The organism is Microbacterium horticulturae (genome assembly GCF_029094505.1).
Taxonomy (GTDB): Bacteria; Actinomycetota; Actinomycetes; order Actinomycetales; family Microbacteriaceae; genus Microbacterium; species Microbacterium horticulturae.
The window spans coordinates 1,950,407-1,965,877 of sequence record NZ_CP119108.1; the positions used below are offsets into that span (position 1 = coordinate 1,950,407).

The following is a 15,471-nucleotide window of genomic DNA, read 5'->3' on the forward strand; positions in this document are numbered from 1 at the left end:
GCGCCCGTCCCACCCCTCGGTTCCGGCGTCTCCTTCGTCATGCCCGTCCTCAACGAGGCCGCCTATCTCGAGCGAGCCGTCCGCACGGTCCTCGCGCAGGCAGTCGACGGCCCCTCCGAGCTCGTGCTGGCTCTCGGCCCCTCCACAGACGGGACCACCGAGATCGCCCGTCGGCTCGCGACATCCGACCGACGCATTCTGCTCGTCGACAATCCCGGTGCCGACATCCCCAAGGGCCTCAATCTCGCCATCCGCGCGAGTCGCAACCCCACGATCGTACGGGTCGACGCACACTCCGAGCTCTCCGACGGTTACGTCCGCTCCGCGCTGGCAACGCTCGCCCGCACCCGTGCCGCCAACGTGGGCGGGGTCATGCGCGCCGACGGCCACACCCCTTTCCAGCGTGCCGTGGCGCGCGCGTACAACTCGCCGATCGGTCTGGGCGGGGGCGCCTATCACGGTGGAGCGCAGGCCGGAGAAGCCGAATCCGCCTATCTGGGCGTGATGCGCCGTGACGTGCTTGAAGAGGTCGGACTCTTCGACGAGACGGTGCGGCGCGGTGAGGACTGGGAACTCAACCTGCGCATTCGCAGCGCCGGCTACCGCGTCTGGTTCGACCCGGCACTGTCGGTCACGTACTGGCCGCGCGAGAGCTGGACGCGGCTCGCGCAGCAGTTCCGCGCAACGGGTGCCTGGCGTGGCGAGCTCGTCCGCCGCTACGGCCGACGAAACTCGCTGCGGTTCTTCGCTCCTCCGGCGCTCGTCGTCAGCATCGCGGCCGCGATCGTCGTCGGCGCGCTGCAGCTGACGCGCGTGCTCGGCGGCCGCGCATCCGCCATCGCCTCGGTCGTGTATCTGCCGCTTCTCGCGTACCTCGTCCTCCTCGGCACGGTTGCCGCCGGTCGAGGGGGCGGACGGGGTTGGCGCGATCGCCTGTGGACACTCGCGGTGCTGCCGACCATGCATCTGGCCTGGGGCGTCGGCTTCCTGCAGGGCCTTGTCGCCGGAGCCCACGGCACCGTCGACACCTCACGGCTGGGCTCGCGCAACACGCCGCTGCCCTGAGCGTCAGCGCTCGACGAAGCCCTGGTCCAGGATGCGCGCCACGACCCGCTGGGCGGCGTTCCCATCGTCGCGGGCGTTGAACGTCTCCCGCCAGCGCTCGTACCGCTGCGCCCACTCAGCCGGATCGTGATCGCGGATCGCGGCGGCCAATTCCTCCTGCGTGTGCACGATCGGCCCCGGCGCGTGCGCCGGCAGATCGAAGTAGAAGTCGCGCAGACGTCCGCGGTAGTGCGCGATGTCGGGCGTGAAGAAGAAGACGGGGCGCCCGGTCACCGTGAAGTCGAACATCACCGACGAATAGTCCGTGATCAACAGGTCAGCCGCCGACATCACCTGGGCGGCATCGGGAAAGCCCGTCACATCGATCACGCGTGCGCCTGCGGCATCCTGCCCCGGAATCAGGGTCCGAGAGTGCCCGCGCACGAGGACCACCGCTCCGGTCTGCCGCGCCAACGCCTCGGCATCGAGGAAGTCGACCATCTCGTCGCGGTCGTCCCGCCAAGTCGGTGCGTACAGCAGAACGCGCTCGCCGTCGGCGATGCCCAGCAGGCGGCGCGTGGCTCCCCCGTCGCCGGTGACCAGCACGTCATTGCGCGGATACCCCTCGATCCAGACCGGCCGCCTGTGAAAGGCGTACGCGCCGCGCAGAATCCGCGCGGCGTAGGGATTCTGCGCGAGCAACACGTTCCAGCGGCTCGACTCGCGCAGCGCCGCCGCCATCCGCCGCGGCGCGACGCCCCGGTGCAGTGCCAGCCGCTTCAGCGGCGTTCCGTGCCACGTCTGCAGCACCCGTTGGCCGCCGCGCCGCTCGAAGCGCCGCCGCAGCCAGTCGTTGACCACGAGCAAGCGCGCCGCGCCTCGGGCACGCCACCACTCGGGGCTGCCCTCGACAACCGCGACAGCGCCGTCGGGAACGGGGATCGACAAGTCCACGACGCTCCAGTACCGCCTCACATGCGGCGCGTGGCGCACCAGTTCCCGGTCGATCGCGAGCGGGTTGTCGCTCACGTTGCGGCCGTAGAAGCTCTCGAAGAAGACGGCGTTCTCCAGCGGTGTCTTCGGGCGCGTGGCGTACCGGCGCTCCAGCGCGGCCTGACCTTCCCACGACTCATACGCCGGGTCGACCGGAGGGCCCACCCGCACCGTGTCCCCCTCAACGGACGCCCGCAGCGCGCCGAGCATCGTGACGGGGAGGGATGCCGCAGGCACATCGGCACCGTCGATCTCGAGCGTGTACTCGCCGCTCGGCAGCGGCAGCAGCGGACCGCCCCACCGCGCCGCCCGCAACGGCACGACCGCGCGCCACGTCTTGCCGCGGCCGCTCACGCGTGCGATCGTTCGGGCCCGAGACCCCACGAGCATCGCCGATCGCGGCCGCGCACCGGCGCCGCTGACGACGAGCGCGGGCGCGTCGCCCGCTTCGAGCCGTACCTCGGTCATCGTGCCCGCCTCCCCGCCCGCACGCGTGCGACGATCCTCTCGTGCACGCGTGCCGCGTTCCGTCCGTCTCGGTGTGCGTGCACGACGGTGTCCAGTTCGCGGGCACGCGCCAGCCGACGCTCTCGCACGTCGGCGTCGGCGAGCACGGCATCGATCTGCGCGACGGCTTCCGACCAGGTGCGCGCCGCATCGTCGCCGGCGATGTCCGCGTAGGTGCCGTACAGGCCGCGCCTGGCGACGTAGCTCTCCAGATCCGGTGCGAGGAACACGCTGGGCAGCGGGATCAGCGTCACGTCGTAGAGAAGCGACGAGTAGTCGGTGAGGAAGACATCCACCCCCGGCAGTACGGGGGTCACGTCGGTGAGGACGTCTGATCCCAGCATCCTCACCCGATCCGTGGGCCGCGGCGGCGAATACCGACCGGCGCCGAGCGGATGGGAGCGGACGAGCAGCACGGCGTCGCGCGCGTCGAGCATCGCGATGATGGCTTCCCATTCATCGGCGTCGGGGATCGCGGCATCGGGGTCCCCGTCGCGCCAGGTCGGCGCGTACAGCACGAGCCGTCGATCGCCCACGTCGCCCACGGTGGCCGCGATCGTCTCGCGTGCGGCGCGGCGGCGGGCCGCGGCATCCCCCTGCGACAGCACGTCCACCCGCGGCTCGCCCGTCACCGGCACGTGGTTGTCGGCCAGCGAGAACGCAGACTCGAGCCGCCCGCGCACGAGGTGCGACGCGGCGGGGATCAGATCGATCTGCCGCGTGGTCCGGCGGTAGGCGAGCCGCAGCACCGCGCGCACGAGACGCGCGAAGGGCAAGCGCCGCAGTGCGACGGGCAGCTGGACGGTCTCGGGCGAGTCGATACCGACCCGCTTGAGCGGGATCCCGTGCCACAGCTGCGCGATGAACGCGCCGGAGGTCGCATAGCGGTTCACGTCACCGAACCCGTGCGTGACCACGACCACGCGGGCGCGCGCAGTGCGCCAGAACCCCCTCACGGAATGCCGCCGGATCGTGGGGATGCCGAGGGCCGCGGCATCCCGCTCCTCGCGGTCACTGCCGACGAGCCAGACCGAGGGATGCCGCGCCGCGGCCTCATTCCACAGCGCGAGGGCGCCGTCACCGATGCCCGCACCGCACCCGTAGACCCATTCATCCGGGCTGCGAGGGATGAGCACGGTCGCGAGCCGTCCCGCCGCATACAGAGGGATGCGCACGAGCTTGGCCGCGTTCCCCGCGCTGAACGAGAAGGACGCCACCCCGCGAGCCTATCGCGGGGTGGCGTCTTGTCTCTGAGCGATCACTTCGTGAGCGACCCCAGGGTGACCTGTGTGGTCTCCGTCTTGCCATCGCGGACGTAGGTGACCTCGGCGGAACTTCCGCTGGCCAGTGCGCGTACCTGCGCGGTGAGGTCCACGGCGCCCGTCACCGGAACGCCGTCGAACTTCGTCACGATGTCGCCCGCCTTCAGGCCGCCCTCGGCCGCGCCGCCGCCGCTGGTCACGTCGACGATGTACGCCCCCGTGATCGTCGCCCCCTGGACTGTGGACGCGTCGCGGACGCTGGCGCCGAGCAGACCGTGCGTTGCCGAGCCGTTCTTCATCAGGTCGTCTGCCACGCGGTGAGCGATGTCGGACGGGATGGAGAAGCCCACGCCGATCGAGCCGCTCTGGTCGGATGACGAGGTGCTCCCGGCGGAGGCGATGGCCACGTTGATGCCGACCAGCTCGCCCTTGCCGTTCACGAGCGCGCCACCCGAGTTGCCGGGGTTGATCGGCGCGTCGGTCTGGATGACGGCGATCTTGATGGTCTCGGAGGTCTGCTGCTGGGTCTGCCCCTGCCCGAAGTCGAAGTAGTAGGGGTTGTCGCCCTGTTGGCCATCACCGTTCTGGCCTTCGTCGCCACCGCTGCTGTCGGGCGCGGCCGACGAAGCGATCTCGATGGAGCGGTTCAGGGCGCTGACGATTCCGGTGGTCACCGTGTTCGACAGTCCCAGCGGCGCACCGATCGCCACGGTCTGGTCGCCCACATTGAGCTTCGAGGAGTCGCCCCACGTGATCGGCGTCATTTCGGGGGCGCCCTCGAGCTTGATCACGGCGAGGTCGTAGACCGGGTCGGTTCCCACGATCTTGGCGGCGTAGATGTGTCCGTCCGACGTGGTCACCGAGATCGTCGGGTCGGCGCTCTCACCGTCGAGCGTGACGACGTGCGTGTTGGTGAGCACGTAGCCGTCCTTGCTGAGCACGACGCCCGAACCGGTACCACCGCTCTGGCCGGCGCTCACGTTGATCGTGACGACGCTGGGAACCACCTTCGTGGCGATCGCCGTGGTGGCGTTCACGCTGTCGGTGTTGTTAACCGTCACGACCTGCGGGCCCGACGAGGTCGACGACGCGTCGGAGGGACCCCACAGGTTCGCGCCGGCCCACGTCGTGCCCACGCCCGCGGCGCCGCCGACGAGCGCTGCCGCCACGAGCAGGCCCACGACCTTGCCGGGGCCGGACTTCTTCTTCTCGGCGGTGCGCACCTGCCCTCCGGCGGGCTGACCGGTCGGAGCGCTCGACGGCACGCCAAAGCCTTGACCCGGATAGGGCAGGGTCGGGGCGGACACCGAGGAAGCGGATGCTGGGGGCACCGACGGGGCCGAGTACGACGGGTGCTGCGGTGCAGGGCGAACACCACCGCTGGGCGCGGCACCGGTGGCGCCGGTGGCGGGCGGCAACGGCGGGACCGGCGGAATGGACTGCGATGCGGAGTTCTCCTCGGGACGGTTGTCCTGGTTCTCACTCATGGGGTGCTCCTTCTGGCTGACATCTGCCAGCATGCCGCCGGTTTCTGTGTGTTCCGTATGGCGGAACCGCGATCACACTATGCGGGTAGCGTGTGTCGTGTGCAAGACATTCCCGGAGCATGGCGCCGCGCCGCCGCCGGAGCGGGTCTCCTCAGTCCGAACGGGGTGGCCGCACCCACCATCTTCGCCGAGATGAGCGATCTGGCCGCCCGCACCGGCGCGATCAATCTCGGCCAGGGCTTTCCCGACGAGGACGGCCCGGCAGAGGTCCTCGAGGCGGCGCGGGCCGCGATCGCGAACGGCGTCAATCAGTATCCGCCGGGACGTGGCATCCCCTCCCTCCGCTCGGCGATCTCCGAGCATCAGCGGCGCTTCTATGGTCTGACCGTCGACCCCGATCGCGATGTCGTCGTCACCGCCGGCGCCACCGAGGCCATCGCCGCCGCCCTCCTCGCACTCGTCGACGGTCCCGACGACGAGGTCGTCGTCTTCGAGCCGTATTACGACTCGTACGCAGCCTGCGTCGCCCTCGCGGGTGCTCGTCTGGTCCCGGTGCCGTTGCGCTGGCCCGACTTCCAGCCCGATCTCGAGGTGCTGCGCGCGGCCGTCAGCGATCGCACGCGGGTGATCCTCGTGAACGACCCGCACAACCCGACCGGCGCCGTGTTCAGCGCAGAGGTGCGGGCCGAGATCGTCCGCCTCGCCGAGCGGCACGACGCCCTGATCGTCGAAGACGAGGTGTACGAGCATCTTATTTTCGACGAACCGCACGTGCCGCTGGCCACGCTGCCCGGCGGGTGGGAGCGCACTCTGTCGATCTCGTCCGCCGGAAAGACCTACTCGGTGACCGGATGGAAGATCGGCTGGGTCTCGGGTCCTGCCGCCCTCGTCGACGCTGTTCTGGCCGTCAAGCAGTTCCTGACCTATGTCAACGGCAGCCCGTTCCAGCCGGCCGTGGCCACGGGCCTCGCTCTCTCCGACGCCTTCTTCACCGGCATCGCGGCGACGCTGCGCCACAAGCGCGACGTGTTGGGAGCGGGACTTCGCTCTGCAGGATTCGCGGTGTCACAGCCACGGGGCTCGTATTTCACGGTGGCGGATGCCACGGCCCTGGGCGCGAAGGATGCCGCGGACTTCTGTCGTGAACTGCCCGCGCGGGCGGGAGTGGTGGCGATCCCCCTGACGGCGTTCGTCACCACCGCGCACCGGGACGCGTATGCGACGCTCGTCCGGTTCGCCGCATGCAAGCGCATCGAGGTCATCGACGAGGCCGCGCGGCGTCTGCAGACTCTCGTCTGAGGCGAGCGCGAGCCTCACTCCCTCGGTACCACCCGAAAGCGGCGCTGCGCCAGCACCGGATTCGCCTGCCGCACGCTGCGCAGCACCCCGGGGTCGAGATGAGCCACGGCGACGTCCGTAGCTGTCGCGAGCGCCGCTGTGACGACCCCCTGCGGATCCACGATCATCGAGTTGCCGACGCCCAGCGGCGGCGGGTGATCCGCGCCCGCCAGGTACACCGTGTTCTCGATGGCGCGCGCCAGCAGCAACGTGCGCCAATGGTGTTCCTTCAACGGGCCGCGCACCCACTCGGCGGGTACCAGCACCACGTCGGCGCCCGCGTCGACGATGCGCCGGGTGACCTCGGGAAAGCGCAGGTCGTAGCAGGTCTGCAGCCCGAAGCGCAGGCCGTCGATCGCAAAGGTCTCGGGCTCGCCGATGCCGCCGGGTTCGACCCAGTCAGACTCGCGCTGACCGAAAGCGTCATAGAGATGCAGCTTTCGATACGCGGCCACCGGGCCGCCAGCATCCACCGCCACCGTCGTATTGCGCACCCGGCGTCCGTCGGCTCCCCGCTCGAGAAGCCCCGCAACCAGGTGCACTCCGCGCCGCGCGGCCAGCGCTGTCAGCGCCGCCGTGAAAGGCCCGTCGAGGTTCTGGGCAAGGGTGACCAGGGTCTCGTCGAACGGGTCGATGAACGCACTCGAGTACTCGGGGAACACCACCACGCGCGCCCCGCGATCTGCCGCCAGAGCCGTGAGGCTCTCGATCTGCTCGAGGTTCGCACGGGCGTCACCGGTCGGAGCGAACTGCGCGACGGCGACGGCGACCGTGTCGGAGGTGGGCATGTCTCCATCCTCGCGAGGTGCACTGTCCGCGGCAAGCCCGCGCCCTCGCCGCGGGCATAGCCTGGGGCTGCGGCTGGGAAGCCCGCCGCGGAAAGGACGACATGACAGATTCCCCGTATCCGAAGCGCACACCCGACCTGCTACGGCGACGCGACGAGGTCGTGCCCGACACGGCGGCGGCGTTCCAGGCGTTCAGCCGTCAGGTGTTCGCGGCGGGAGCCCTCGATGATAAGACGAAACAGCTGATAGCGGTGGCCGTGGCCCACGTCACGCAGTGCCCGTATTGCATCGACGGTCACACCAAGCTCGCGGCCCGGAAGGGCGCATCGGACGAGGAGATCATGGAGGCCGTGTGGGTCGCCGCCGAGATGCGCGCGGGCGGTGCCTACGCGCACTCGCTGGTGGCGCTGAACGCCCTCGAAACGGTGCACGGCCACCATCGCGCCGGCTGACCGCCCGTGGACGCTATCCCACCGGCCGTCCGGGTGCTGGGCGAGACCTCCGTCCGCGCGGATCAGGACGCCTACAAGCAGCTGGCGACGCTCGCCGCGCGCGGTGTCGCCGTGGTCTCGGCTGTGCAGGGACGGTGGGATGTCGCGGCCACCGTCACCGACTTCTTGTCGGTCTCGTACGACCCGCCCACGATGGTGGTGAGTCTGTTCGGCCTCTCGCGGATCGCCGAGGCGGTCACCTCGTCCGGCCGGTTCGCCGTGAGTCTGCTCGCGCATGACCAGCGCGGCCTCGCCGACCGGCTCGGGGCGCCCGGCGCCCCGCTCGTGGGACTGCTCGACCAGGTGCCGCACTCGCGGCGCGAGCCGCTGGCCCCTGTCGTCATCGATTCCGCGCTCGCATGGTTCGAACTGCGCGTGGTCGCGACACAGGATGCCGCGACCCACGTTCTCGTCGTGGGCGAAGTGGTCGCCACGTGTGCGACCGCGCGGTGGAGCGCTCGGCCGCTGGTGCGATGGCGGTCGGAGTATCAGTGATGCCCGGGCCGCGGCGGCGTGCCGTCAGGCGACTTCTTCGGCCTCGTCGTCTTCGACCTCGTCGCCGCCTTCCGCCGTGACGTCGCCGGCGGCCTCGCCCTCGCGCTTGACCGCGGAGATCTCGAACTCGAGCGTGATCTTTTCGGAGACGAGCAGTCCACCGGCATCCAGCGGCATGTTCCACTCGAGGCCGTACTCACGACGGTCGAGGCGACGGGTGCCCTCGAAGCCGGCGCGCAGTGCACCGAACGCATCGCGGTGAGCGCCTGTGAACTCGATCGGAACCGTGACCTGCTTCGTGACATCGCGGATGGTCAGGTCGCCGAACACGACGAGCGCGTTCTCGCTGACCTCTTCGATCCGGGTGCTGTGAAACGCGATCTCCGGCCAGGTCTCGGCGTCGAAGAAGTCACCGCTGCGCAGGTGGTCATCTCGCTGGGTGCTGCGGGTGTCGACGCTGGCGACCTGCAAGACCACCCGCGCGGCGGAGTTCTCGGGCTCGTCGAAGTCGACGTGCAGGTGTCCGGCCACGTCGTTGAAGGCGCCGCGGACGGTGGAGACCATCGCGTGCTTCGCTGAGAAGCCGATGCGCGTGTGCGCAGGATCGAAGTCCCAGTCGCCACTCAGGTCGAATTTCTCTGCGGTCATGTTCTTCCCATCGGTCAATACACGAACTTCCCCAGTCTGCCACCTCAGCGAAAGGGAAGCCGCCCGCTGACGTGAGGACCCTCTCCTTTTCGGAGTGGCCGCACACGTCGAAGGCCCCCACTTTCGTGGGGGCCTTCGACTTTCGTTGCGGGGGCAGGATTTGAACCTACGACCTCTGGGTTATGAGCCCAGCGAGCTACCGAGCTGCTCCACCCCGCGGCACATCAATAGCCTAACATGCCGCGGGGCCGGAACACGAATCGTCACCGGTCACTGCTCGCCCGACAGCTGCAGGAGCGTGTTCAGCGCATCCGTCAGCCGGGTGTCGGCCTCGCCGTACTTGGTCCAGTCGCCGGCCTTCATCGCGGCCTCACGGTCGGCCAGGGCTTGCTTCGCCTCTTGCAGCGCGGTCTGGAACGCCACGGACGTGTCAGGGTTCACACCCGTGCCGCCCTCGCCCGAGCCGCCCTCCGTCCCGGTGGTCTCACCGGGCGTGGGCGTCGGCGACGGCGTCACATCGCTGTCACCGGTGGAGGCGCCGGAGTCGCCGCCGAACAGCGTGTCGAGCGCCTCGGCGAGGGTGTCTTCGAACGCCACCTTGTCGCCGAAGGCGACGAGGACCTTCTGCAGGGTCGGCAGCTTCGTGGCACCCGCGGACTGCACATACACCGGCTGCACATAGAGCAGACCGCCGCCCACCGGAAGGGTCAGCAGGTTGCCCTTCAGCACCTGCGAGTCACCTTGCTTGAGCAGGTTGAAGTACTGAGACACCTCGGGCTCGGAGTCGAAGCTGTTCTGCACCTGGCCGGGCCCGGGCACCGGCGTCGACGCGCTGATCTCCAGCATCCGCAGCTTGCCGTAGTCGGCCGACTTCTTGCCGCCCGTGCCGCCCGCATTCGAGTCCACCGCGAGGTAGCCCATCAGCACGTTGCGTGACTCGCTGCCCTGGTTCGAGGCGGGAATGAAGCTCGTGAACATCGAGTACTGCGGGTCGTCCTGCCCCGGCATCTTCATCGTCAGGTAGTACGGCGGCTGCAGCGAGTCGCCGTTCTGCGGGTCGTCCGGGGTGATCCACTTGTCATCGCCGCGGAAGAACGACTGCGCGTCGTCGACGTGGTACGTGCTCAGGATCGACCGCTGCACCTTGAACAGATCGGTCGGATAGCGCACGTGGCTCATGAGCTCGCCGCTCATCTCGGAGAGCGGCTTGACCGTGGTCGGGTAGATGTTCTCCCACGTCTGCAGCACCGGGTCGTCCGCGTCCCACGCGTACAGGGTCACGTGGCCGTCATAGGCATCCACGGTCGCCTTGACCGAGTTACGGATGTAGTTGACGTCGTCCATCGCGATCGTCGGCGTCGGGTTCGACGAGTCGGCGATCGCCTGCGAGAAGCTCGTGGTGTGGGAGTACGGATAGCTGTCACTGGTCGTGTAGCCGTCGACGATCCACACGATCCGTCCGTCCACGACGCTCGGGTACGGGTCGCTGTCGAGCGTCAGGTACGGCGCCGCCTTCTTCACACGTGAGGCCGGATCGCGGTCGTAGAGGATCTGCGATTTCTCGTTGATGCTGTCGGAGAACAGGATCTGCTCCGACTGGAACTTCAGCGCGTAGACGAGCCGGTTGAACCAGCTGCCGATGTTCGGGCCGCCGTCGCCGTCGAACGTGGTCTTGACCTCGTCGCCGCTGGTGTCGCTGCCCGAGAGATAGTCCAGCTCGATGGGGTTGGATCCCTCGGGCGCGCCGACGATCGAGTACTCCGGAGAATACTCACCGAAGTACACACGCGGCTGGTAGTCGGTGTCGGACAGGAAGCCGGCCGACGGGATGCCGCGCTCCAGGAACACCGGCTTTCCGTCGCTCGTGCGAGCGTTGCCCTTGGCGACGACGATGCCATAGCCGTGCGTGTAGATCTGGGTGGTGTTCTGCCAGCTGATATTGGCGCCCAGAGCACTCAGGTTCAGCTCGCGCACCGACACGACGGCATCCTGGTTCGATCCGTCGATGTCGTACCGGTCGACATCCATCGGGTTCTGGAACTGGTAATACGACCGGTACTGTTCGAGCTGCTGCACCGTCGGCGGGATGATCGCCGGGTCCATGATGCGGATCTGCGCCGTGGTCTCGGCGTCGGCGCGCAGCTGGCCCTTGGTGGCGTCGGTCTCGGCCGCGAAGTCCGTGGATTCCATGCCGTCGACCCCGTAGGCGGACTTGGTGGCGTCCATATTGTGCTGGATGAACGGCTTCTCCAGGGTCAGCGCGTTCGCCCTGACCTGCACCGTGTTGACCACCCACGGGTAGGCCATGCCCAGGACGATCGCCGAGACGATCAGCAGCCCGGTGGCGATCAGCGGATAGCGCCAGTGTCCGATGATCGCCGTCATGAAGAAGAGGATCGCGACGATGGCCGCGATGATCGCGAGGATCAGCTGACCGGGGATGGTGGCGTGCACCTCGGTGTAACCGGGCCCGGTGATCGTGCCGTTGTCGGAGACGAGGGTCTTGTACCGATCGAGCCACAGACTCGCGGCCTGCAGCAGCAGGTACACCCCCGCCAGCACCGCGAACTGAATGCGGGCCGCCCGCGAGATGCGCAGCTCACGGTTCGCGATCCGCACCGATCCGTAGAGGTACGCCACGACCGCCGAGACGAGCAGGCAGATGAGGACCACCGCCGAGGTGAACCCGAGCAGCGCGCTGTAGAACGGCATCGCGAACATGTAGAAGCCGGTGTCGAGACCGAACTGCGGATCGCTCACCGACGTGTGCACGCCGTGCAGCCACATCGCGACCGTCTCCCACTGAGTGGATGCCGCGAACCCGGCGAAGAAGCCGAAGAAGACAGGGATGCCCCACATGGCCAGCCGGCGGAGCGGCTCCACGACCTCCTGATAGCGGTCCAGCTGCGCGCTCAGGCGCGCGTAGACCGGACGCAGCCGATAGGCGAGCTGAATGCACAGCCAGACCGGCACCGCCATGCCGAGGAACCCGATCGCGAACATCCCGACCCGTGCGAACCACTGCGTGGTCAGCACGTTCGTGTACCCCAGCTGGTTATACCAGAGCCAATCGGTGTAGAGATTCGCGAATACGAAGAACGCCACCACCAGAGCGGCGATGATCACGAGCGTGATCGCGACGACGCGACGGGATCGGCGGGGCGTGGCTTCAGCGGGGGCGGGTGTCGAGGTCACTCCCTCATCCTAGGAGGGCCTCTGTGTGTATCAGGTGAAAAGCGTCAGGATCGCCCGCATGTGGGCAGCGCGTCGAGGTCTCCCCCGTCGCGAAGCGTCTGGAGAACCTTCAGCGAGTCGTCGAGGGTGCTCACCGAGAAGACCCGCAGGCCCGTCGGGACGTGCCCGATGACCTCGTCGCAGTTCGACTTCGGCGCGATGAAGTACCGAGCCCCGGCATCCTTCGCCCCATACAGCTTCTGCCGGATACCGCCGATCGCCCCGACCTCGCCGGCCGCGTTGATAGTGCCGGTGCCGGCGACGTTCTTGCCGCCGTTGAGGTAGCCCGGCGTGAGCGTGTCGATGATGCCCAGGGCGAACATCATTCCCGCCGAGGGACCGCCCACGTTGTTCAGCTGGATGGTCACATCGATCGGGAAGTCGTAGTCGGTGAGCAGACTGACACCGATGAGCCAGGTGGTCTTTCCGTCCGTGGTCGCCTTCTTGGGGGTGACCGACACGGTCTTCGCCGCGCCGTCACGCTCGATCTGCAGGGTGACCGGGTCTCCGGCGGCCTTCGCTATGACATCACGCAGAGTGGTGATGTCAGTGATCTCGGTGCCGTTCGCGGCGACGATGACGTCGTCCTTCTGCAGCACGCCCTGCGCCGCGGAGTCGTCGGTGAGGCTGTAGACGGTGAGCTTCGACGGCACGTCGTACCCCAGATGCAGAAGGGCTGCGGCCGTGGCTTCCTTCTGCGAGTCGGTCATCATCGCGGCCGACTCCTGATCACGCTGCTCGGTGGTCTCGCCCTCGGGGAAGACCGCGTCGATGGGCAGGACCGCCTTCGCGGGGTCGAACCAGGCACCGGCCAGTTCCAACCACGAGGGGGTGCGCTCGCGGTTCCCGACCGCCTGCACGGTGAGCATGTCGAGCGTGCCGGAGGTCGGATACGTGGTCGCGCCGTCCACCGAGATGAGCGGCACCTGCTTGCCGTCGGCGTTCGGCGCCGTGCCGAGCGTGTCGAAGACCGGACCAGGCCGCTGGATGACGAATCCGGTGGGAAGGAAGGTGAGGATGAGCAGAACCACCAACGCGATCGTGAGGGCCCACACACCCACGACCGCCCCACGCCTGCGTTGCCGGCGCGGGGCCGGCACCACGGAGACGTTCTCGTCGAACAGCGTCACCGGCGCCCCTTTTGTTCTCGTTCGCGACCGGCGTACTGACATCGCGTGCAGGGCCGGGGATCGACGTGATCCGTGCGACTAGCGTAGAACCACACCCCCAGACCCTGCTGAAAGGCGGCTGAAGTGGCAGACGACGACCGCGAGCCGGAAGACGACTTCCAAGAGATGCTGCGCAGGCTGCTCGGCGGAGCAGACGGGCCGACGCCCGAGCAGCTCGAGCAGTTGCGCGCCCTGGGCGTCGACCCCGCGATGATGGACAGCATCATGCGTCAGCTGCAGGCGGCGTTCAACAGCGCGCCCGCCGGCGGCATCTCCTGGGACGTCGCCCAGCGCCAGGCCCTGCACATCGCGAACCAGAGCGATCTGGGCGTCACCAGCGGACAGCGGGGAGAGTTCGACCAGGCGTTCTCGCTGGCCATGCTGTGGCTCGGCGAGGCGACGACGATCTCCGATCTCGGCGAACCGCCTCGGGCGCTGACCCGCGGCGGCTGGGTCGAGGCCACCATGCCCGTCTGGCAGGAGCTGGCCGAGCCCGTCGCTACGAGCATCGCCGACGCCCTGACCGAGGCCATGAGCGCGCAGGCGCCGGAAGACATGCAGCAGGCCATCGCCGGTGCCGGGCGCGTCATGCGCACGATCGGCGGGAGCCTGTTCGCCACACAGCTCGGTCAGGTCATCGGCCGTCTCTCGCTCGAGGTCGTCTCCGGCGGCGACGTCGGCATCCCCGTCATGCCCGCCGGCCAGGCCGCAATCCTCCCACAGAACTTCGCCGACTTCGGCCGAGACCTCGAGGTACCTGAAGACCAGCTGGCCCTCTACCTGGCCACGCGCGAGCTCGCGCACGCGCGCCTGTTCCGGCACGCGAAGTGGCTGCGCTTGCATATGATCAGCCAGGTCACCGAGTTCGCCCGCGGCGTGCACGTCGACATGGACGCGCTTGAAGAGCTGGCCACGCGCTTCGACCCGGAGCATCCCGACGAGCTGCGCGACGCCCTCTCCAGCGGTGCGCTGCTTCCGCAGCGCTCCGAGGCGCAGACGGCCGCGCTGACCCGACTGGAGAACCTGTTGGCGCTCGTGGAGGGCTGGGTCGAGGTCGTCACCGCCGATGCGACGGCGCGGCTGCCATTGGCCGTGCGGATCGCCGAGGCCGTCCGTCGGCGTCGGGCCGTGGGCGGCCCTGCCGAGAAGGCGCTCGGTTCTCTCGTCGGCCTTGAGCTGCGGCCGCGCCGGATGCGCGAGGCGGCGGCGATGTGGCGTGCGGTGACGGATGCCGTCGGCCCCGGCGGGCGCGACGCCCTGTGGGATTACCCCGATCTCATGCCGACAGCCGACGACATCGACGATCCCCGGGCCCTCATCGACCGCCTGCAGGCGCGTGCGCGCGGCGACCAGCCCGTGCAGGACGAGATGGATGAGGCGTTGGAGGCTCTCCTGCGCGGCGAGGACCCGTCGGCCGACGAGTCACCGTCGGGCGAACCGCCGACCGACGACTCCCCCGACGAAGACGACCGCCCCCCGCACGGACCGCAACCGGTCTGAGGCTCATCGGTTCCTCCACAGGCGGGCGTTCTCGCCACCGCGCGGACACCGCCTGTGGATAGTGACCCGCCGCGGTCGTGGCGGGCGCACAATCGGGGGATGCTGCATCTCGACCCCGCTCATCCTCCGCTCTGGCGGACGCCCGACAGCCTGCAGTTCGGCCCCGACAAGGTGGCGGTCCTCGATCATCCCGACCGCTGGCAGGAGAGGATGATCCAAGAACTCGAGCGCGGCCTGCCCGACTCGGCACTCGACCCCGTGGCGACGGCGCTCGGCGGCACCGTCGACCGCGCGCGGTCGCTCGTCGCGGCCCTCTCGCCGGCCTTGGAGCAGCCGGCACCGGCCCCGGCGCCACCCGTCGCCGTGCGCGCACTCGGTCCGACGGTGGTCCCGGCCGCCCACGAGATCGCGCGCGGTCTCCGCGAGGCCGGGGTGGAGCTGGTGCATGAACCGGCGGTGGATGCCGTCGCCGTCCTCGTCGCCGCCCACGTGATCGATCCGGCCGCGGTGCGTCC

The 15,471-nt window shown here is 69.0% G+C and carries 12 protein-coding genes and 1 tRNA gene; 5 read left to right on the plus strand and 8 right to left on the minus strand.

The features are described 5' to 3' along the window. Positions 1 to 39: 39 nt before the first annotated feature. Entirely contained in the window at positions 40 to 1,065 is a 1,026-nt protein-coding gene (locus tag PU630_RS09425) for a glycosyltransferase family 2 protein (RefSeq protein ID WP_275276823.1), read from the plus strand. A gap of 3 nt (positions 1,066 to 1,068) precedes the next feature. On the opposite strand, the gene PU630_RS09430 is transcribed toward PU630_RS09425, so the two are convergent. The 3 genes from PU630_RS09430 to PU630_RS09440 are packed head-to-tail and all read right to left on the minus strand — an operon-like array spanning position 1,069 to position 5,293. Continuing rightward, entirely contained in the window at positions 1,069 to 2,505 is a 1,437-nt protein-coding gene (locus PU630_RS09430; RefSeq protein ID WP_275276824.1) for a CDP-glycerol glycerophosphotransferase family protein, read from the minus strand. Next, the gene (locus tag PU630_RS09435) at positions 2,502 to 3,761 is read right to left on the minus strand and encodes a CDP-glycerol glycerophosphotransferase family protein (RefSeq protein WP_275276825.1); all 1,260 of its coding nucleotides are present in this window, start codon (positions 3,759 to 3,761) and stop codon (positions 2,502 to 2,504) included. Before PU630_RS09435 ends, PU630_RS09430 begins: the two co-directional genes overlap by 4 nt. Before the next feature lie 41 nt (positions 3,762 to 3,802). Further along, entirely contained in the window at positions 3,803 to 5,293 is a 1,491-nt protein-coding gene (locus PU630_RS09440) for a S1C family serine protease (protein ID WP_275276826.1), read from the minus strand. 99 nt (positions 5,294 to 5,392) lie between these two features. Here PU630_RS09440 and PU630_RS09445 point away from each other — a divergent pair, with 99 nt between their 5' ends. Next, positions 5,393 to 6,592 (plus strand): aminotransferase class I/II-fold pyridoxal phosphate-dependent enzyme, encoded by a 1,200-nt coding sequence (locus tag PU630_RS09445; RefSeq protein ID WP_275276827.1) that lies wholly within the window; start codon positions 5,393 to 5,395, stop codon positions 6,590 to 6,592. A gap of 14 nt (positions 6,593 to 6,606) precedes the next feature. On the opposite strand, the gene PU630_RS09450 is transcribed toward PU630_RS09445, so the two are convergent. Next, the gene (locus PU630_RS09450) at positions 6,607 to 7,419 is read right to left on the minus strand and encodes a carbon-nitrogen hydrolase family protein (RefSeq protein WP_275276828.1); all 813 of its coding nucleotides are present in this window, start codon (positions 7,417 to 7,419) and stop codon (positions 6,607 to 6,609) included. 101 nt (positions 7,420 to 7,520) lie between these two features. Between PU630_RS09450 and PU630_RS09455 the strand changes: the two genes are divergently transcribed. Both PU630_RS09455 and PU630_RS09460 read left to right on the plus strand, forming a co-directional pair. Beyond that, a complete protein-coding gene (locus PU630_RS09455; RefSeq protein WP_275276829.1) occupies positions 7,521 to 7,871 on the plus strand; it encodes a carboxymuconolactone decarboxylase family protein in 351 nt (116 codons plus the stop codon). Positions 7,872 to 7,877: 6 nt separating this feature from the next. Further along, entirely contained in the window at positions 7,878 to 8,405 is a 528-nt protein-coding gene (locus tag PU630_RS09460) for a flavin reductase family protein (RefSeq protein WP_275276830.1), read from the plus strand. 24 nt (positions 8,406 to 8,429) lie between these two features. Here PU630_RS09460 and PU630_RS09465 read toward each other — a convergent pair whose 3' ends face one another. The 4 genes from PU630_RS09465 to PU630_RS09480 form a co-directional block, all read right to left on the minus strand. After that, positions 8,430 to 9,053: a YceI family protein gene (locus PU630_RS09465; protein ID WP_275276831.1), complete on the minus strand. Its 624-nt coding sequence runs from the start codon at positions 9,051 to 9,053 to the stop codon at positions 8,430 to 8,432. Between the two features lie 145 nt (positions 9,054 to 9,198). Continuing rightward, positions 9,199 to 9,272, minus strand: a tRNA-Met gene (locus PU630_RS09470). A 51-nt stretch (positions 9,273 to 9,323) separates the two neighbouring features. Continuing rightward, complete coding sequence (locus PU630_RS09475; protein WP_275276832.1) at positions 9,324 to 12,248, minus strand: UPF0182 family membrane protein; 2,925 nt, start codon at positions 12,246 to 12,248, stop codon at positions 9,324 to 9,326. Positions 12,249 to 12,292: 44 nt separating this feature from the next. Next, the gene (locus PU630_RS09480; protein ID WP_275276833.1) at positions 12,293 to 13,417 is read right to left on the minus strand and encodes a YlbL family protein; all 1,125 of its coding nucleotides are present in this window, start codon (positions 13,415 to 13,417) and stop codon (positions 12,293 to 12,295) included. A 123-nt stretch (positions 13,418 to 13,540) separates the two neighbouring features. Here PU630_RS09480 and PU630_RS09485 point away from each other — a divergent pair, with 123 nt between their 5' ends. Continuing rightward, positions 13,541 to 14,956 carry a zinc-dependent metalloprotease gene (locus PU630_RS09485; RefSeq protein ID WP_275276834.1) on the plus strand — a complete coding sequence of 472 codons (1,416 nt, stop codon included), beginning with the start codon at positions 13,541 to 13,543 and terminating at the stop codon, positions 14,954 to 14,956. The last annotated feature ends 515 nt before the right edge of the window (positions 14,957 to 15,471 follow it).